Annotated in this window: 16 protein-coding genes; 12 read left to right on the forward strand and 4 right to left on the reverse strand. The window is 40.2% G+C overall.

The features are described from left to right. Positions 1-367: 367 nt before the first annotated feature. The 3 genes from G3569_RS16990 to G3569_RS17000 form a co-directional block, all read right to left on the reverse strand. Complete coding sequence (locus tag G3569_RS16990; RefSeq protein ID WP_165271285.1) at positions 368-1,240, reverse strand: hypothetical protein; 873 nt, start codon at positions 1,238-1,240, stop codon at positions 368-370. Between the two features lie 62 nt (positions 1,241-1,302). Then, positions 1,303-1,494, reverse strand: coding sequence for a hypothetical protein (locus tag G3569_RS16995; protein WP_165271286.1), 192 nt, complete (start codon positions 1,492-1,494; stop codon positions 1,303-1,305). A 64-nt stretch (positions 1,495-1,558) separates the two neighbouring features. Continuing rightward, positions 1,559-2,509, reverse strand: coding sequence for an abortive infection system antitoxin AbiGi family protein (locus G3569_RS17000; RefSeq protein WP_165271287.1), 951 nt, complete (start codon positions 2,507-2,509; stop codon positions 1,559-1,561). Between the two features lie 469 nt (positions 2,510-2,978). On the opposite strand from G3569_RS17000, the gene G3569_RS17005 reads away from it, so the two are divergent. From G3569_RS17005 to G3569_RS17015, 3 genes are all read left to right on the forward strand, one after another. After that, positions 2,979-3,344: a hypothetical protein gene (locus tag G3569_RS17005; RefSeq protein ID WP_165271288.1), complete on the forward strand. Its 366-nt coding sequence runs from the start codon at positions 2,979-2,981 to the stop codon at positions 3,342-3,344. A 278-nt stretch (positions 3,345-3,622) separates the two neighbouring features. Continuing rightward, positions 3,623-4,858: a C10 family peptidase gene (locus tag G3569_RS17010; protein ID WP_165271289.1), complete on the forward strand. Its 1,236-nt coding sequence runs from the start codon at positions 3,623-3,625 to the stop codon at positions 4,856-4,858. After that, on the forward strand, positions 4,858-5,355 hold the full coding sequence (locus G3569_RS17015) for a hypothetical protein (RefSeq protein ID WP_165271290.1): 498 nt from the start codon (positions 4,858-4,860) through the stop codon (positions 5,353-5,355). Before G3569_RS17010 ends, G3569_RS17015 begins: the two co-directional genes overlap by 1 nt. A 103-nt stretch (positions 5,356-5,458) precedes the next feature. Here the strand turns inward: G3569_RS17015 and rocD are convergent, their stop codons facing one another. Continuing rightward, positions 5,459-6,694: an ornithine--oxo-acid transaminase gene (gene rocD, locus G3569_RS17020; protein WP_165271291.1), complete on the reverse strand. Its 1,236-nt coding sequence runs from the start codon at positions 6,692-6,694 to the stop codon at positions 5,459-5,461. 211 nt (positions 6,695-6,905) lie between these two features. Between rocD and G3569_RS17025 the strand changes: the two genes are divergently transcribed. From G3569_RS17025 to G3569_RS17065, 9 genes are all read left to right on the forward strand, one after another. Beyond that, positions 6,906-7,931 (forward strand): ParM/StbA family protein, encoded by a 1,026-nt coding sequence (locus tag G3569_RS17025; RefSeq protein WP_165271292.1) that lies wholly within the window; start codon positions 6,906-6,908, stop codon positions 7,929-7,931. 32 nt (positions 7,932-7,963) lie between these two features. After that, a complete protein-coding gene (locus tag G3569_RS17030) occupies positions 7,964-8,308 on the forward strand; it encodes a polymer-forming cytoskeletal protein (RefSeq protein ID WP_165271293.1) in 345 nt (114 codons plus the stop codon). A 139-nt stretch (positions 8,309-8,447) separates the two neighbouring features. Beyond that, positions 8,448-9,944 carry a sodium:solute symporter family protein gene (locus G3569_RS17035; RefSeq protein ID WP_165271294.1) on the forward strand — a complete coding sequence of 499 codons (1,497 nt, stop codon included), beginning with the start codon at positions 8,448-8,450 and terminating at the stop codon, positions 9,942-9,944. Between the two features lie 9 nt (positions 9,945-9,953). After that, complete coding sequence (locus tag G3569_RS17040; RefSeq protein ID WP_165271295.1) at positions 9,954-10,397, forward strand: GNAT family N-acetyltransferase; 444 nt, start codon at positions 9,954-9,956, stop codon at positions 10,395-10,397. Between the two features lie 3 nt (positions 10,398-10,400). Then, on the forward strand, positions 10,401-11,471 hold the full coding sequence (locus G3569_RS17045) for an alanine racemase (RefSeq protein ID WP_165271296.1): 1,071 nt from the start codon (positions 10,401-10,403) through the stop codon (positions 11,469-11,471). Positions 11,472-11,533: 62 nt separating this feature from the next. Beyond that, on the forward strand, positions 11,534-12,130 hold the full coding sequence (locus G3569_RS17050; RefSeq protein ID WP_165271297.1) for a peptidoglycan DD-metalloendopeptidase family protein: 597 nt from the start codon (positions 11,534-11,536) through the stop codon (positions 12,128-12,130). Positions 12,131-12,223: 93 nt separating this feature from the next. After that, positions 12,224-13,381, forward strand: coding sequence for an amidohydrolase (locus tag G3569_RS17055; RefSeq protein ID WP_165271298.1), 1,158 nt, complete (start codon positions 12,224-12,226; stop codon positions 13,379-13,381). After that, positions 13,382-14,554: an alanine racemase gene (gene alr, locus G3569_RS17060; protein WP_165271299.1), complete on the forward strand. Its 1,173-nt coding sequence runs from the start codon at positions 13,382-13,384 to the stop codon at positions 14,552-14,554. It begins immediately after the preceding gene. Between the two features lie 406 nt (positions 14,555-14,960). Further along, positions 14,961-18,254 carry a SusC/RagA family TonB-linked outer membrane protein gene (locus G3569_RS17065; protein WP_165271300.1) on the forward strand — a complete coding sequence of 1,098 codons (3,294 nt, stop codon included), beginning with the start codon at positions 14,961-14,963 and terminating at the stop codon, positions 18,252-18,254. Positions 18,255-18,260 lie beyond the last annotated feature (6 nt).

An 18,260-nucleotide genomic window follows, 5' to 3' on the forward strand; every position in this document is an offset into this window, starting at 1 on the left:
CGGCGGGCAAAATAACGACATTGCGCATAACCGGCAGGCGCAACAGTGTTGAGTTAATTACAAAACGAAAGATTAACTAATAAAAGGAAGGGAGGCAAGGGAATGGCGAGGCCTGTCCGAGTTAATGCGCGGGTTAGGTGTTTTTTCAAAAATTTGGTAACCTTATTACTATTTGAAACTATAATATAATTTTTGAGGTATGCTATATTATATATTTATGGCAGGTTCACTATATATTTTATATCGTAAATTGAACCATGTACAAATTGCTCATAGAGAACACGAGAGGACTGGGGATGACCTAGAAGAATGTTTTCGAAGAACTGATATTTTCAGACATTTCAAAAATTATCCAGATGATTAACTTTTAATCAGAGTATTGCACTAATTTGGTATATTCTCCTCCATTCCACGTCATAAAATCTTTGACATATTTAAATCCCCCTTCATCAAGATATTTTTTATGACTAAAGACCATGTCGTTAAAACCATTGCTAGAAGTTACCTGGACTTCTACATAATCACCAAAGAACTCTTGAAGAAATTTATACCTACCTGATTCATAAATAAATATATATGTTGAAAAGCCACCTGACCCTGTGTAACCCGGAGAATGATTTTCAATTAATAAATCTTTATGACCATCATTATTTAAGTCTTTAAATCTTTTATTGAGTATATATTTATCATCATTAAAAACTATTTCGAAATACTTCTTTTTATCCTCGGATTTGGAAAGATCTAAGTAAAAAATTTTACTTATGATTGTTTCATGTGACAATAAGTAAGTTTTGAAAAACTCTTTATTAGACCAATTTTCTTTCTCATCAAAATTATTTTTTGAAATAGAGTTTTCCTTAGCCTTTAAAGGGTTATCAGTATCTTTTGTTTTAAACCAGCTTTTTGTTGTAGTTGCTGACCTATTGTAATTATCCAAAGAATATGATTGGTAATTAACATCAAGAGTTCCATTTTCCTTTAATGAATTATATGGACTGCTGTATTCTATGTCTCCAAACTCTCCAGTATATGGGTTGAAATTTCCCTTGGCTGAAAAGTTATCTAGATTATAACTGTTTCTTGATGTTCTATAATGCCCTTGAACATAAGTTCCATCGGAACGAAAATATCCATTGACATACGTAGTGTTGGTGTTAGAACCTGTGCCAACATACTGTGAAAAACAAAAAGAGGGTAACAAGAAGATGAATAGTAATATTGAAAGTAAGTATCTGACCATAAGTACAGAATTTATTATTTGTTACTAAATAAAGTTCATGAATAAATATTCGAAATTCTACTCTAATTTACTTGCTCAGCATTTTTTTCTAACCATTCTCTCAATTTCTTTACATCATTTCCTTCAAAACGCGTTAAATAAATTCTATTATCATCTTGGGTATTGAACATTACTGTTATTTCATCTCCATCATCCAGAATATGGGTAACGTTATCAAAATTTAAATACTGGTCAGAAAGTTTAATCAGTTTCATATTGGTCAAATTTAGAAATTTAGTAAGCATTAATTTTAGTAAATGGATAGATCAGAAAAAATAGTTACTCTTCTAATTCTTCAGACCTAGTAGTAAGTACTTGCTTAAGTTTTGAAGAGCTAATCAGGTGAGAGTTTGAGTTAATTTTTGACAAAAGTTCTGCTTTCTCTTTTTCATTTTTCACAACTATTCTAACAATATCCTGGTCTTCAAACTTCAAGTTATATTTTTCTGGTAGAAAACCATTGCCTAGTGCTTTCTCATATTTCCCTGCTCCAAAATCAATTTTTAACCACGAAGCATCTTGCACTGATCTCCATTCTCTTTCATCATATAACACTTTATCAAAGGTTTCACCTGATTGCGGACATGTAAATTGATCCTTATAACTTCTTGATAGCCAATCAGTATTTTCAAGGTGCCCAATTAGGTCTAAAATATTTTCTCCTAGAACATGAACATATTTAATAAACTTTTTCTCCAAGCCATGCTTTTCCAATTCTTTTACATATTCTGATAATTCTTGATCAATTTGGTTGTATTGCTTTTTTAAATCTCCATCTTGGCGAATTTCAACACTTGGATTAAAAATTTTTTCATCAATTCTTTTTTCAAGAAGTGAAAGTCGTATATACCGCTTAAAAATCTTATTTAATGACTTTGACTTAAAGGGATTAAACTGTTCAAAGATAAATCTATTTTTATTTTTTAAGTATCTGGATTTCTCAGAAAAATTAACTGAGTTTCCATGGATATAGGTGACTGGAGTTATTCCTTTTTTTATACCCCAATCTTTAGTTAAAGCTAAAGCATATTGCCCATAGCATTTTTGATGTGCTAAGCTTTCTGAATATTTAATATCACAAAAACTAACTATAAAATTTTCTTGAATGCTATTTGCAAATGAAAGTCTTTCTTTTGACAACGAATGTCTAAAGCCATTAGACATTATTTTATTAATTGTGTCAAAACTGCCAGTAAAATGATATAAATAATCTGAACTTAATCTCTCCATTCGACTGATTTATTAATTAAAAACACCTAACATAGTCTTATGTGTACGATCTCTATACTACTTATTGTACACATAATATGCAAAAATAGGGATTATGATTCAGAGGGTCCGTTTTTTGTAACATTATCTGTATTGATTTTTTAAGACTCGTACACATAATGTGTATGCATAATATAACATTATGTGTACAGCTTTATGCTACAGGAAGTTGGAGAAGTAGTTGGTTTGATCAGGGTAAACCGGTATTGAATTTCACTCTGCTGCTCTGTATGAAAAAAGAGTTCGTTAGTCAATGTTGCTGTTAGTACAATGATGGTAAATTTAATAAGAAGTATCACTTTGGTTGATACGCTTAGAATCCAGATTAAAAAACGGTATACTAAGTAGGTGTAATATTAATTGGCTATAGCCCTTTAATAATGAATGTAATACTGGTTTCACTCTTCATTTCTCAAAATTCTGGTTTGTTATGACGAATACGTTAAAGGCTTTGATTGAAAATCTGCAAATCGAAGGTGAACAAGTAGAGCTGGATACCTCTCGGCGTGGTAATGTGATAAAGTTGGAGCTGAAAAGAATGGAAGGAGAAGCTCCGGTTATCCATTACAATTTTGGTGTTTTTAATGAGGGATCTCCTTTTGCTATTGATCGGAAGAAGAGTACCGGCTTTTCCATTAGCTTTGCAACGGCCGATGGCAATAGCTGTTCCTTCGAAGATGATGTTTATATCAGAGAATTAAATGGTATCATCAAAGGGTCCGGAGTTATCAATTCGATAGAAGAAGGACTCCAATCTTTTATAGAAAAGGAACTCGAGATATCATTTAGTCAATAACATTCTCTTTTGAGAGTAAGCTGCTGGAATGGTTTCTCCTACGTCTCCCCATTGGGTTAACATTCACATCTATGTGTTAATCTAATTTGCCGTATTGAAGTAGTCCGAGCATATCTAGTTATGATTAAGAAAAATCTGTAACAATTGGCCTACTTAATACTCTTGTTATGCAAGCGGTTGAAACCCATGATGCATAGGCAACATTCTTAGAGAAAGAATGCCGAAGTATCGGTTTCAAAACCGGAAATTATATCATAGAAACTAAACACGAGAGAAAAATGGATCAATTGCTATTCAAAAGAGTCTTTTTACCATTTCTGGTATTGGCATTTGTTATATCATGTCAACAACAGAGTGTAAATGGACCCTCAAAAAATGCCGAACAAACACAGGATTCGGACATCGTAGAAAATACAATAAGTAAAGCCCAGGCTGTTGCTGTAGCCGAATCTTTTGCCAATGATTATAATTTTCAAAAAGAAAACCTTTTGGCAGGGGAGCCGGCAAAGAGAAAGGGGCGTCCCAAAACGGTTAATAATGTGTTAGCCGTTAGTAATGAGGATGATCAGAAATCCATTTATTTAATTAATTATAACGATGGAGGTTTTGCTGTTGTACCAGCAGATCAGCGATTAAGTCCCATACAGGCATATTCTTCTGAAAATAGCATGCCGGTTACTACCAACGACACTATACCTGGGGGTTTAGCCATTTGGTTGCAACAAAGAATGAATACAGTTGATCAATACCGGAAGGCGAAACAGAAAGTGTCTGTAGGTTCAGAAATACTATGGGCACGTCTGTTGAATGTTAAAGGTAAGCGCCGACTTCCCCCGGATGATGGAGGTTGTGAGGAATGGAGTAACAAAGTTAACCCGTTAATTTCTACTACTTGGGGACAGGCAAATGGATATAATAATTCTGCACCCCATATGGGTTGTGACTATCCATCGAATGGTCGAGCATACTCCGGTTGTGTGGCAACGGCGATGGCTCAAATAATCAACTATCACGAACATGCCTCGGGCTATAACTATAACTGGAGTGCAATGCCGAACTCTTACGGCAGTGATGAGGTATCACTGTTGATGCGTGATATTGGTGATGAAGTTAATATGGATTACGGATGCGATGCTTCGGGGGCAGATGACGACGATATGGCTCCGGGCTTACGCCATTTTGGATATAGTTCGGCGACGCAGGTAGGCTATGAAGGAACAACTAATCGTTATGATGTTATGAATGATCTGGATGATGGGGATCCGGTCCTATTCAATGGGTATGAAAAAGATTCTTGGTTGGGTATTTTTCCTACAAATGGGAACGGACATGCTTGGGTTGGAGATGGATATCTGCAATCGAAACTTTGCCCTACAGGTAATGTTTATTTAAACTTTCATATGAACTGGGGCTGGAATGGAAGCTACGATGGCTGGTATGCTTTCAATAATTTTGATCCGGCTGATTCAAAGTATAACAGAAATAGTGAAGTGGTTATAAATATCCATCCGTAATGATGAATATTAATGTATCAGTTCTTCTTATAATAGCACTAACAATAGCAGGTTGTTCTACATCATCCAACTCTCAAATGGTTAGAGAAACAGACATACGAATTGTATTTGAAAATTCAGATGGGGATAACCTGCTAAGTGGCAATACGTCAAATACGATTACCGAGCAAAATACTGATCTTTATTACCTGAATAATGGAAAAAAAGAGAAGATTTTTAACGGTAATCACGATTATCCCAAACAGTTTTATATAACGGATGAAAGTAGGGAGCATGAAATGATTCTGTTTCCCCATATAAAAAGCGATCAGGATACTGCCCGTACTCTTATCAAAGCCGGTACTTTTGCTATGGATACGCTCAAGGTAGAATACGAGCACTCACAAAATGTGATAGCCGTTCACCAACTTTGGTATAATGGCGAGCTGAAATGGGATACGAATGAACAAACTGATCGTAAAATTGTAGTTACAAAGTCTTCTCCAGAATCTAATTGAAGAAATGATACTGTTATAAACGTGTTACTAATCGGTAATAAAATAAAAAGGCCCATAAGGTATGTCACTTATGGACCTTTTTAATATTTAAATGATATAGTTGCTAAGCTTCTACTTCTTGAAACTCATGAATAGTCTCTTTGATAATAGAAACACAGTCCATCAGCTGTTCTTCAGTCATCACCAGCGGGGGGGCAAAACGGATGATATTGCCATGTGTTGGTTTGGCAAGCAGTCCATTTTCTTTCAACTTTAAGCAGATATTCCAGGCCGTATCGCTATCGGGTGAATCGTTGATGACGATTGCATTTAGCAGCCCTTTACCGCGCACAAGGCTTACCAGCTCTGATTCTTCCACCAGCTTGTTCATTTCATCGCGAAAGATCTTGCCCATGCGTTCGGCATTGTCGGTCAGGTTTTCGTCTTCAACCACACGAAGAGCTTCCATTGCAACCGCACAAGCCAGTGGGTTTCCACCGTAGGTAGATCCATGCTCGCCGGGACGCAGGCACTCCATAATATCATCATCAGCCATCACGGCCGAAACAGGATAGGCACCGCCGGACAGTGCTTTACCCAGAATCACAATATCGGGGCGCACCTCTTCATGATCTACGCACAACATTTTACCCGTTCGGGCAATACCGGTTTGGATCTCATCTGCAATAAAAAGAGTGTTATGTTTCTTACAAAGCTCTGCAGCTTTTTTGAGATAGCCTTCATCAGGAACTACGACACCGGCTTCCCCCTGAATGGGTTCAACAAGGAAACCCGCCACATCTTTTTCTTTCAGGGCTTTCTCCAGGCTCTCGAGATCGTTATAGAGAATAGATACAAAACCCGGGGTGTAGGGACCAAAGTTCTTACGGGCTACGGGATCATTTGAAAAAGAGATAATACTGGTAGTACGTCCGTGGAAATTCCCTTTTGCTACTATAATAGTCGCTTTTTCAGGAGTCAGGTTTTTCTTTTCGTATGACCACTTTCGACATAATTTGATTGCGGTTTCAACGCCTTCGGCTCCCGTATTCATGGGCAGCAGTTTATCATATCCGAAGAGATCGTGCATATATTTTTCATATTCCCCCAACAAGTCACTGTGAAAAGCACGAGATACCAGTGTCAATTTTTCGGCCTGCTCTTTGAGCTTGTTAACGATACGGGGATGGCAATGTCCCTGGTTTACGGCCGAATAGGCTGATAAAAAGTCGTAATATTTATTGCCTTCCGGATCCCACACATGGACGCCATCTCCTTTAGAAAGTACTACCGGTAAGGGGTGGTAATTGTGGGCTCCATATTGGTCTTCTAAATTAATTGCTTGTTGGGTTGTAGTCATACGTCAAAGCTCATTTTTTATTTCTTATTTTGCCTTAAAGATATGATCTACATCATCCAAGAGAAATTAATTTATCAGGAAAAGTTTAGAGGTAAGATATACCGGTTCGTTGCCTGCATGCTTTATAATAGTAGTATTCCAAAAAAAAAATTATATAATGGTATATAAATACAATCAGGCAGGGTACATATTAATTAAACCGAAAGAGAAGATGAAAATATCAGTATTTCCAAGTGTATACGAATCGACGCGATCAGATCTAAATGGGGTTAGTAACGATTTATTGAATGGTCTTAAGATAGACTATAATGATGAATCGTATATGATAGGTAACCTGGCTCTTCAAGAAGGGTTATCACCGCATAGGCTAATGAACTGCGCCCCCGGAGAATTGGATTTTGATATCCTTTTTCGAGCGGCCCTTTTATTAGCACAGAAAAAAGCAGGAAGTAATTTTTCTGTAACCGTAGGGTTCCCATTCGAAATGTATCAAAAGTATAACGATACGGCGAAACAACGTTTAACCAAGTCGTTCGATGTGCTGTATGATAGCTCTACTTTTGAGAATGGGCTCAATAGCGGCACGCAATCAGCCACAATGCAACTGCAAAATGTTGATGTGATACCGGAAATAGCGGGCAGTATTATCTCGCTGCGGTATGGCAAACAACAAGAAAAGGATGACTTCTTTGTTATTAGTCTCGGTTATGGCTCGATGGAGGCCGTAGTGAGTAGATCCAGCGGAATTATCAGACGGACGGCAACAAGTACGCATGGGTTGCGTTATGCTGTTAACATGATGAAAGAAGAGTTGCAAAAGGAGCATTACCTGGGCTTTAAAACGGAACATCAGTTAAACGTGGCATTTAAGAATGGGGAAATTAATATTAATAAACGCATGGTTGATCTTACGGCTTTGCGTAGAAGAGTACTAAAATCGTACTTCGAGAATATTATTCGCCCCGCCCTTGCGAATGCTTTCCAGGATTCGGATTTTGCGACCAGTTCCAAGCTGTACCTCGTTGGAGGCGGAGCATACTTTAAAGAACTGACAGATCGTATTTCTAAAGAATACGATGGCATTTTAAATATCAAGATACCGGATAAGCCCGAACAGATGGCTGTAAAAGGGTATTGTCTTAACACTGCAATGCAGTTCGAAGGCGAAGGTATTCCTGTTGGTATCGATATGGGTAATGCCAATACGTTGGTTGCTATCATGGATGAAGAAGAATAGTAACAGCATAATTTAGGAACAGGCAATACAGGATGAGTGCTAATATGGTTTTTATTGAGAAAGGAACGTCTTTTACCGGCACCTTAACAGCCCCGCGGGTTGTTGTAGAGGGTGAGGTACAAGGCGATATCCTGGCTTCGAAGAGCGTATATATTAAAAGTAGTGGCAAAGTAAGCGGGAGTATCCGTACACAAAAATTACTTTGTGAAAAAGGAGGAACCCATAATGGCTTTATTCTCTTAAATGAGGAGGCTTCCATTACCGATAAGACGATGTCCGCTATTGAAAAGGCAGGCACAAAAAATCCTGGCCAGCATGCCCCAAAGCCCGTTGCTGCCGGAGCAGAAGAACGAAAAAACGGCAAGCGACTTTGGTAAAATCCCAAATTGATCAAATTTGGGATTTTCATCCATTTACGCCTATATTTAGCCTTACATAAGTAATTAGAACCCTTGAGCTCTTACCCTCAAGGGTTTTTTTATTAGATGGAAGTCCAATTTATTTGAATAACAATATATGCATTGGATCGACCTGACGATTATGGCTTGCTACATGGTAGGCATGTTGGGTTTTGGAGTATTCTTCTTACAACGAAATGAAGGAGCCGATGACTATTATGTAGGCGGCCGTAATATGAGCAGCCTGCATATCGGATTATCCGTTGTTGCTACTGATGTCGGTGGCGGATTTTCTATTGGTCTTGGCGGTCTTGGCTTCGTGCTGGGAGTCTCCGGTTCCTGGATGCTTTTCACAGGCCTGTTAGGCGCTTGGCTGGCTGCCGTATTTCTTATCCCCAAAGTAAAAGGAAACAAAGTTTTTGATAAGGCTTTTACCTTCCCCGAAGTCTTCAAGTACTACTTTAATCCACACGTGGCGTTGGTAGCCGGTATTATATCCGCTATTGGTTATGCCGGGTTCACCAGTTCACAAATATTGGCCGGTGCTAAGCTGGCAACAGGAACTTTTGCTGATCTTGATCTCCAAACAGCACTTATTGTTATGGGGTCGGTGGCGGTACTCTATACCGTAATGGGGGGGCTCAAAGCTGTTATTTACACCGACACCATTCAGTGGGCTATATTAATGGTTGGTCTCATATTCATCGGTATTCCCGTATCGTACCATGCCGTGGGAGGTTGGGAGGCTATACAACAGACCGTAGATCCGGCTATGCTGTCAATGACGAATCTTAGTTGGCAAAATGTGGTTGATTGGGCTGTTACAATTATCCCGATCTGGTTTGTAGGCATGACCCTCTACCAGCGAATATACGCCTGTAATGATGAGGAGACGGCCAAGAAAGCATGGTACCTGGCAGGAGTTTTTGAATGGCCCATCATGGCATTTATGGGAGTGCTGCTAGGACTTTTTGCCAAAGTAGCTTTTACTCAAGGCATGTTCGATTATTTGGGAGTACCCGAAACTTTAGCGAATTATGACAGTGAAAAAGGATTACCGATGTTGTTACGTACGGTACTGCCGGTAGGCCTTATGGGGATTATGATGAGTGCCTATTTCTCAGCAATCCTCTCTACCGCCGACAGTTGCTTGATGGCCGCATCGGGAAATGTAGTATCAGATATCATAGGGTATTTCCGAGATGTAGATCCCGAAAGCGATACGTTCTTACGGTTTTCACAGATAACCACCTTGATGCTGGGGGTTTTGGCACTCTTGATAGCAACTTCAATGACCAATGTGTTAGATTTAATGCTTTATTCCTATGCCTTTATGGTCTCGGGTTTGTTTGTACCGATTATAGGAGCCCTGTATTGGCAAAAAAGCAGTAGCATTGGGGCCATTGCAGCAATGGTTTTTGGTGGGGCTACTACCGTATGTCTCGAAGTCATTTTTGAGCAATTACCGGCCGGGTTGGACGGCAATGTATTTGGAATTACTGTTTCGGCCATCGTGTTTATTGCAGTATCTTTACTCTTCCCCGATGACGAGAGTGAAACAGGGGAGAAACTGGACGAAGAAGAAATTAAAAAAATGAAAACAGCTAATTACTAACTGTATTAAATGGTAGAATTTGATATAATAGAATCCGATATCCAAAACCCAACGCCTTTTAGTCGGGAAGATATCGCTGATTTTCTCTATGAACACCTGGATGAATTTGGGGATGAAAAAAAGCACATATTGTCTTGCATAGGCTATGCCTATGGTGATGACGAAGGACAAGATGGGTTTATTTTAGTAGCTCACGAAGATGAAAAGGTCGTGGGATCTGTTATCATAAACCATACCAACATGAGTGGCTTTATTCCCGAGCATATTTTAGTATATATTGCAGTACACGGAGATTACCGTGGACAGGGGCTTGGAAAACAGCTTATGGAACAAATTATTGAGGAGACTGAGGGAGATATTGCCCTGCACGTAGAGGCAGATAACCCTGCGGTACATCTGTATGAGAAATACGGATTCACAAATAAGTATCTTGAAATGCGACTTAAGAAATAGGGAATGGCCTATTTAAAACTGTATCGTGATAAGTTACGCGATAATTACAACTATTTAGATGATCTGTTCAAAAAGAATGATATCAAGTGGGGGATAACCACGAAGCTTCTTTGTGGACACGAAGAGTATCTGGAGGAGGTTGCCAAGCTCGGGATTGGAGATATGCTCGATTCCCGAATCAGTAATCTCAAAAAGATCAAAGAGATCGACCCGGATACCCTTACGACCTATATTAAGCCCCCCCCCAAAGATATTATTGACTCGGTGGTTAAGTATGCCGATGTGAGCCTGAATACCGAGCTGTCAACCCTGCATGCTCTTTCCGAAGAGGCGCAGCGCCAGGATAAGGTCCATAAGGTCATTATCATGATTGAGCTGGGCGACCTGCGCGAAGGAGTGATACGGGAGAACCTGATCGATTTTTATGAAAAGGTATTTAAGCTCCCCAATATCGAAGTTATCGGGATAGGGGCAAATCTCAATTGTATGCACGGGGTAATGCCGGATGAAGACAAGCTTATTCAGCTATCGCTGTATAAGCAGATAATTGAGCTTCGCTTTGATAAAAATATTCCCTTGGTTTCGGGCGGCACCACGGTTACGATTCCACTGTTGTTGCGCAATCAGCTTCCCAAGGGTATTAACCACTTTAGGGTAGGAGAAGCCCTCTTCTTTGGAAAGAACCTGTTTACCGATGGTACCATCGAGGGCATGCACAACGATGTGCTGGAACTCTACACGCAAGTGATAGAAATTGCAGAAAAGCCCAAAGTGCCGAGTGGCGATCTGGGGATGAATCCACAGGGTGAAATGGCCGAAATCGATGAAGATAAGCTCGGTGAAACATCGTATAGAGCAATCCTGGATATCGGTTACCTGGATATCAATCCCGACCACTTAATTGATGTAGAGGGCGATGTAAAAATTGCCGATGCCAGCTCCGATATGTTGATTTTAGATGTGGGTGAAAATGAAGCCGGCTATGAAGTAGGCGACTTTATTCGCTTTCGGATGAAATATATGGGAGCCCTTGGCATCATGAACTCCGACTATATCGATAAGATTGTGGAATAGGTCCAATTGCAATAGCCATACCGGGTGTGGCTCATATGAAAGATTTTAATTAGGTATTACCCATGCACGACTTTTCTGATTACCAATTTGCCAAGGTTATGGATTACCCCGATGATACTGATGAGCTGTATCTTTTTGATTTTTCAAAGGGATATGATGCGGATTTTATCAGACAACAAGGATGGGGCATTGGTCAGTACAACGAAAAGCGTTCAAATATGTATGAAACCTCACTCTTTAATAGTGAGCGGAATGTACATGTGGGGATTGATATCTGGGCTGGCGCGGGCGAAGCGGTCTACAATATATATGAAGGGACCGTGGCATATAAGCAGAATAATGATAATGCCGGTGATTACGGGCCAACCATCGTAATGAAGTATGAGCTGAACGGTGATGATCTGTATGCACTGTACGGTCACCTCTCTGAAGAGTCTCTGCAGATGGTAAAAGCAGGGGAGCAGATCCCCCAAGGTCAAAAGATTGCAACGCTGGGTGGTCCGGCAGTAAATGGGGGATGGGTCCCGCACCTGCATTTCCAGCTTTCGGTTGAAGATCCCGGAGAAGCAGACATGCCGGGGGTCGTATCGCCCGACAAGCGCGATAAAGCCCTGGACCTTTATCCGGATCCTCGCTCCGTATTGGGTAAATTGTATTGAGTTCGGATCACCAGGTCGTGACATTTGGGTGGTAATTGTTTGTTAAATTTTACTAATTGAGCATTGTATTTAAGCTTCATTTAGATTTTTTATATGCCTTTCAGTTTTGAAAAACATCTTAAGGAATTAACGGATTTACGGCACCGACTGCATGCTATGGCCGAACTTTCGGGGCATGAAAAGAAAACCAGTGAAGCAATAGCAACATTTATTGAGAACACTTCCCCCAACAGCATGGAAAGGGGAGTAGGCGGGCATGGTCTTTTTGCTACTTTCAATAGTGGTGATACCGGGCCCCACCTGCTATTGCGTTGTGAGCTTGATGCGCTACCGATTCCGGATGTAAATGAGGTTGATTATCAATCTAAAACGGAAGGAGTGGGACATAAGTGCGGCCACGACGGCCATATGGCTATACTTTGTGGGGTAGCAAAATTGCTGCAAGAAAATCCACCGGAAGCTGGAAAGGTTACGTTATTATTTCAGCCGGCTGAAGAAACGGGTGAGGGAGCCCGGCGCGTATTGGATGATCCGAAATTTAAAGCCCTTGAACCGGACTATTGTTTTGCGCTTCACAATCTGCCGGGCTTCGAAAAGGATCAAATTATTATAAGAGATAAGGTTTTTGCCGCTGCATCAGTCGGAATGGTGGTAAATTTTAAGGGTTCTACTGCACACGCTGCCCATCCCGAACAGGGCCGTAGTCCGGCACTTGCCATGGCACAAGCTGTGCAGGCTTTTTCGGCAGCTCCCCAATTCTACAGCCCATTAGAGAAAGCTGCTAAAGTGACCGTTATTAATGCTCAGTTGGGAGAACGCGCCTTTGGTACCTCCCCCGGTGAAGCAACCGTAATGGCTACTCTGCGGACTTATGATGAAGGGTTATTGGAGAAACTCAAAGAGAAATGCATCGAAATCGCTGAGCGCACGGCACAAACCTACGATCTTTCGGTAGATCATGAATGGGTAGAACCCTTTCCTGCTACCGTTAATACGCCAGAAGCCACCGAAGCTATAGTGACCGCTGCTAAAAAGTTGGATTGCGAAATGTATCATAAAGATCATCCGTTTAGTTGGTCCGAAGACTTTGGACACTTTACAAAAGAAATAGGAGGTGCGATGTTTGGTTTGGGGATTGGTGAAAATCATCCTTCATTACATGCCGAAGATTACGACTTTGAAGATGATGCTATATCCACCGGAAGCACATTGTTTATGCAAATTATTAAAGATCTGACGAGAAGAAACTAAATGAAAGACGAATTATACCCATCCCGATTAGAATTAGATAAATCTTCTTATGAAAAAAACCTTTCCTTTTTGCGGGATTATGTGGGCCACGATGTTGTTTTCAGTTCCGTAATAAAGGGAAATGCCTATGGCCACGGCATTCGTGATTTTGTACCTATGGCAGAAGATTGTGGCGTGCGGCATTTTTCCGTGTTTAGTTCAGATGAAGCCCGCCAGGCGTGCCGTGCCCGAACTTGTGATAGTCATGTCATGATTATGGGAATGATTAGTAATGGGGCACTGGGATGGGCTATTGAGAATGATGTATCCTTTTTTGTTTTTGAGCTGGATCGCCTAAAAGCAGCAATCAATGAAGCGAAGCGAATACAGAAGCCTGCCCGCATTCATCTACACCTCGAAACCGGGATGAATCGTTTAGGACTAGAAGAAGATGAGTTTGAGGATACGGTCCGTATTATTAAAGAGAATAGGGAATATTTGGAACTAGATGGAATTTGTACCCATTATGCGGGGGCCGAAAGTGTGGGTAACTATGTGCGGATACAGGAGCAGATTGAAAACTTTAAAGAGTATTCATCTTGGTTCAAAGAGCAGGGGATAGACCCCAAGTACAGACATAGTGCTTGTTCTGCTTCGGCGTTAAACTATCCCGAAACCATTATGGATATGGTGCGCATTGGCATTGCCCAATACGGATTTTGGCCTAACCGGGAGACCTATATGAACTTTGTGAAAAAGCATCCTGATGTGAATGCCAAGCACAAAGATCCCCTGGAACGAGTGCTGGCATGGAAGAGTGAAATTATGAGTACCAAAAAAGTGCCCGCCGGAGAGTTCGTCGGCTATGGAAATACCTATTTAACCAGCCGGGATCAGCAGATCGCATCGGTACCCATTGGCTATGCTCACGGCTTTGGCCGTAATTTGACGAATGTGGGTATTGTGTTGGTTAATGGAGAACGGGCCCCGGTAGCCGGACTTGTAAATATGAATTTACTAACCATAGATATAACTGATATTCCAGATGTGGAGAAAGGAGATGAAGTAGTAATTATCGGCAAGCAGGGTGATCAAGAGATGACAGTAGCTTCGTTCAGTGAAATGAGGAACTTTATGAACTATGAAGTACTGGTACAGATCCCCTCTGGATTGCCCCGAGAGATTATAGAGTAGCTTTTTTAGAACTATTATAAGGTAACTTTTTTGTCTTGATATTATTAGAATTCTTTTTTTAGTTCGATTCCTGTGAATACTTGTCGTAAAAAAGATTGTAGAACCAGAATGCTTTTCCAATGCTAGTCTGAATTTGATGCTTAGGCGAAAAAAGAATAGTCTTTCAATTTTTGAGGGTTTGTTGTTTGGGGTCAAAAATATTTATGGAAAAAAATTTTCTTTTCTCATTTAAAATTAGTTTAATACAAAAGCCAGTTATGGTAAATAATTATGGGGCAGTGTGAAGGGTAAGTTAAATAAATTAGTTTTGTTTCTGATTTTAGGGGCAATCCAATAGACTTCTTTTCTAATCTGTCAGTAATTATTGGTTACTAATAAAACAAACAAAAACAAATAGAGGTTACTTATGCTTAGAAAGTTACTTTCTACGGCAACATTTGTGCTGTTTGCTGTTTCCTTTGCCTTTGCGCAAAGTGGCTCAGTTACAGGTGTTGTTACAGATGCAAGTACGGGAGAAACATTACCCGGTGTAAATATAGTCATACAAGAGTTGCAGCAGGGGACTCCCACTGGTGCAAACGGCGAGTTTACATTAGATGATGTTCCTGCCGGTACATATACTCTTACAGCGAGTTTCGTTGGATTCAAAGAGTATTCACAACAAATTCAAGTAGGATCAGACGAATTAGAACTTCAGATTAAGTTAGAGTCTGCGGTTACTGGTCTTGATGATGTTGTTGTAACAGCTTTTGGAATAAAACGCGAGAAAAAAGCTGTTGGATACGGAGTATCTGAAATCTCAGGTGAAGATTTGCAGAGGCAAACTAATACGGATATTTCACGCGCATTGTCAGGCAAGTTGCCAGGAGTAAACATATCATCAGCTGGTGGTGTGAGTGGTTCTGGTTCTGATATTAACATTCGTGGTTTTTCATCCATCAGTGGGAGTAATAATCCCCTCATTGTAGTGGATGGTGTTAAGTTTGATGGTGGTAATAATACTACAAGTGACTGGTTCGATGGTGGGGGGCAACAAACAAACCCCAGTCGTTTATTAGATATCGATCCCAGTAATGTAGCTGATGTTTCTGTCCTCAAAGGTTTAAGTGCTACTGTTCTTTATGGTGAGGAAGGAAGAAATGGTGTTATACTGATTACTACTAACAGTGGTTCATTTGATGAAGGTGGAGACTCTGGTTTTGAGGTTACTATAAATCAGTCTGTGTATGCCAAACAGATTTCTTCACGACCCGATTATCAGAATAAGTATGGTGGTGGATTTGATCAGAACTTTGGGTGGTTCTTTAGTAATTGGGGGCCAAGATTTTCAGCTACCGATTCTACCTTATTTGGTGATAACTTTAGAGGTTATGCTGATGACGGAACTGTTCTTATTGAACATCCTTTAGTTCAAAATGACGCACAAGCAGAGGCCTTTCCGGAATATAAGGATAAGGACTACCGGTATGAAGCAAAGCCCGATCCTATGGAATCCTTCTTTAGAACTGGCTTAACTTCAACTACCTCATTTAATGTAAGGGGCGGAAACGAAGTTGCACGTGTAAACGTCAATTATGGCCGTACTGGAGAAGAAGGTTTTACGCCGAATAATAATGTGACGAGAAATAACTTCTCAGCAGGTCTTAATTATAAGATTAGCGACAAACTAAGTTCGCAGACTTCTTTTAACTTAAGTCTTACTGATGTAAAAACACCCCCTATTTCATCTGGTAGCGGAAGTGGGTCTTACAGTACCGCGTCTGTTTTTGGTGATGTGTTTTATACTCCACGAAGTATAGATATGTTTGCCTTCCCTTACCAAAATCCTGCCACAAATGGTTCAGCTTATTACCGGAGTGGTAATGATATTCCAAACCCCCGATGGACTGCCAATGAAGTTCAATATTTGAACGGAACAAATCGTGTGTTTGGTAAAACTGAGTTGAACTATGAAGTGATGGAAGGGTTACAAGTCGTTTACCGACTAGGATATGATAGCTATACTGAGACTCAGGAATTTAAGCAAAATCCAGGTATTACTGCGGATGCAGACCCCACTTTTATTGATGGTTTTTATCAGACGGTCAATATTGATAAATCTTCGTGGGATCATTACCTGAATGTCTTGTTGGATTATCAGCTAACCGAAGCCATAAGTTTAAATGGTACATTAGGTGCGCAGTATAATGTAGAAAGCTACCAGCAACATGGTGTGGAAAGTCAAAATATGCTTATTTATGATCTGTTTGAGCATCCAAACTTCACCAGCCATTCAACTAATAATACATTTGGTGGCCAGTATCAGTATGAACAAAAAACGCAGACTGCTGGTGTTTTTGCCAATTTGATTTTTGGTTATGAGGATTGGGCTTATTTGACCTTATCCGGACGTAATGACTGGTTTTCTACATTAGAACCAGAACATAATAGTTTATTCTATCCGTCCGCCAAACTCTCTTATATTGTTTCGGATCACTTAGATATTACAGGTGATGTCCTTACTTTCCTTAAAGTGTTTGGAGGCATCGGAACATCTGCTGGTTCACCAGACCCTTATAGTACTCGAAGCGTACTGTCATCTAATGCCAGAGACTTTTTCGATAGCAGTGGAAATGTTATTACCACAAATGCAACTAGCGATTTCCTTGGTAATCCTGATCTCAAACCAGAACTTCATAAAGAATATGAAGTTGGTATTGATACACGATTCCTCAATGGGCGAATCGGACTTACTGCTCAAGCATATCTAAAGACTACTAAAGATCTTATAACCCAAGCACCTATTGACCCAGCTACGGGTTACACTAGTACTAACATAAATATAGGTGAGGTTGAAAATAAAGGTCTTGAAATTTCACTTAATGGTACACCTGTTCAAGGTGAATTCCAGTGGAATATTAATGCAAACTGGGCAACTAATATTAGTGAGGTTACTGAGCTTGGAGGCGGTCTTGATCGTATCAATGTTGCCGGTTTCACTGATCGTGGTAACTTCGCTGTTCCCGGTGAGCCATTTCTTGTAATGATGGGTAGTACTATTGAAAGAGTTACAGAAGAGATGAAAAAAAATCAGTCTGAATTCTCAGATGTAGAAGTCGGTACCCCGATAGTGGGCTCTTCCGGTAACTATCTTGTAAATGATAGTGAGCTTAATGTAATAGGTAATCCTAACCCGGATTGGACTTCAAGTATCACAAATACATTAAATTACAAAAACTTGTCTTTCTCATTCCAGGTTGATTATCAACAGGGTGGAGACATGTTTAGTACTTGGATAAGTACCCTTTTAGCACGTGGTCTAACCACCGATACAGGAATAGATCGGAACAATACATTTATTCTGCCAGGTGTAAACCAAAACGGGGAAAAAAATAGTACCATGATTAGCCCTAGTGGGGTATTCTTCGATAACTTCGGGTTTGGTTCAGATGAATTGCGGGTATACGACATGACGCATGTTCGCCTTGCTAATGTCTCACTTACCTATGATCTGCCGGTATCCTTAATTAGCAATACACCCTTTAAAGGCATCTCCTTATCAGTTACCGGAGATAACCTGTGGATGCACGCGTTTAACGTTCCCGAGGGTTCTGGTTTCGATCCTAATGTGAATTCCATTGGAGGTAACTCTCGCGGCTTTGAATACTTGACAGGGCCGGCTGCCAGAACATTTGGTGGTAAGGTAACAATCCAATTATAATCTAAA

This window comes from Fodinibius halophilus (assembly GCF_011059105.1).
In the GTDB taxonomy this organism is placed as follows: domain Bacteria; phylum Bacteroidota; class Rhodothermia; order Balneolales; family Balneolaceae; genus Fodinibius; species Fodinibius halophilus.

What these genes read in the sequence shown, in the direction of transcription:
- G3569_RS17000 (WP_165271287.1), bottom strand. Translation starts at nt 2,509, where the DNA reads ATGGAGAGATTAAGTTCAGATTATTTATATCATTTTACTGGCAGTTTT.
- G3569_RS17010 (WP_165271289.1), top strand. Translation starts at nt 3,623, where the DNA reads ATGGATCAATTGCTATTCAAAAGAGTCTTTTTACCATTTCTGGTATTG.
- rocD (WP_165271291.1), bottom strand. Translation starts at nt 6,694, where the DNA reads ATGACTACAACCCAACAAGCAATTAATTTAGAAGACCAATATGGAGCC.
- G3569_RS17015 (WP_165271290.1), top strand. Translation starts at nt 4,858, where the DNA reads ATGATGAATATTAATGTATCAGTTCTTCTTATAATAGCACTAACAATA.
- G3569_RS16990 (WP_165271285.1), bottom strand. Translation starts at nt 1,240, where the DNA reads ATGGTCAGATACTTACTTTCAATATTACTATTCATCTTCTTGTTACCC.
- G3569_RS17045 (WP_165271296.1), top strand. Translation starts at nt 10,401, where the DNA reads ATGGCCTATTTAAAACTGTATCGTGATAAGTTACGCGATAATTACAAC.
- G3569_RS17055 (WP_165271298.1), top strand. Translation starts at nt 12,224, where the DNA reads ATGCCTTTCAGTTTTGAAAAACATCTTAAGGAATTAACGGATTTACGG.
- G3569_RS17050 (WP_165271297.1), top strand. Translation starts at nt 11,534, where the DNA reads ATGCACGACTTTTCTGATTACCAATTTGCCAAGGTTATGGATTACCCC.
- G3569_RS17030 (WP_165271293.1), top strand. Translation starts at nt 7,964, where the DNA reads ATGAGTGCTAATATGGTTTTTATTGAGAAAGGAACGTCTTTTACCGGC.
- G3569_RS16995 (WP_165271286.1), bottom strand. Translation starts at nt 1,494, where the DNA reads ATGAAACTGATTAAACTTTCTGACCAGTATTTAAATTTTGATAACGTT.
- G3569_RS17040 (WP_165271295.1), top strand. Translation starts at nt 9,954, where the DNA reads ATGGTAGAATTTGATATAATAGAATCCGATATCCAAAACCCAACGCCT.
- G3569_RS17025 (WP_165271292.1), top strand. Translation starts at nt 6,906, where the DNA reads ATGAAAATATCAGTATTTCCAAGTGTATACGAATCGACGCGATCAGAT.
- alr (WP_165271299.1), top strand. Translation starts at nt 13,382, where the DNA reads ATGAAAGACGAATTATACCCATCCCGATTAGAATTAGATAAATCTTCT.
- G3569_RS17065 (WP_165271300.1), top strand. Translation starts at nt 14,961, where the DNA reads ATGCTTAGAAAGTTACTTTCTACGGCAACATTTGTGCTGTTTGCTGTT.
- G3569_RS17005 (WP_165271288.1), top strand. Translation starts at nt 2,979, where the DNA reads ATGACGAATACGTTAAAGGCTTTGATTGAAAATCTGCAAATCGAAGGT.
- G3569_RS17035 (WP_165271294.1), top strand. Translation starts at nt 8,448, where the DNA reads ATGCATTGGATCGACCTGACGATTATGGCTTGCTACATGGTAGGCATG.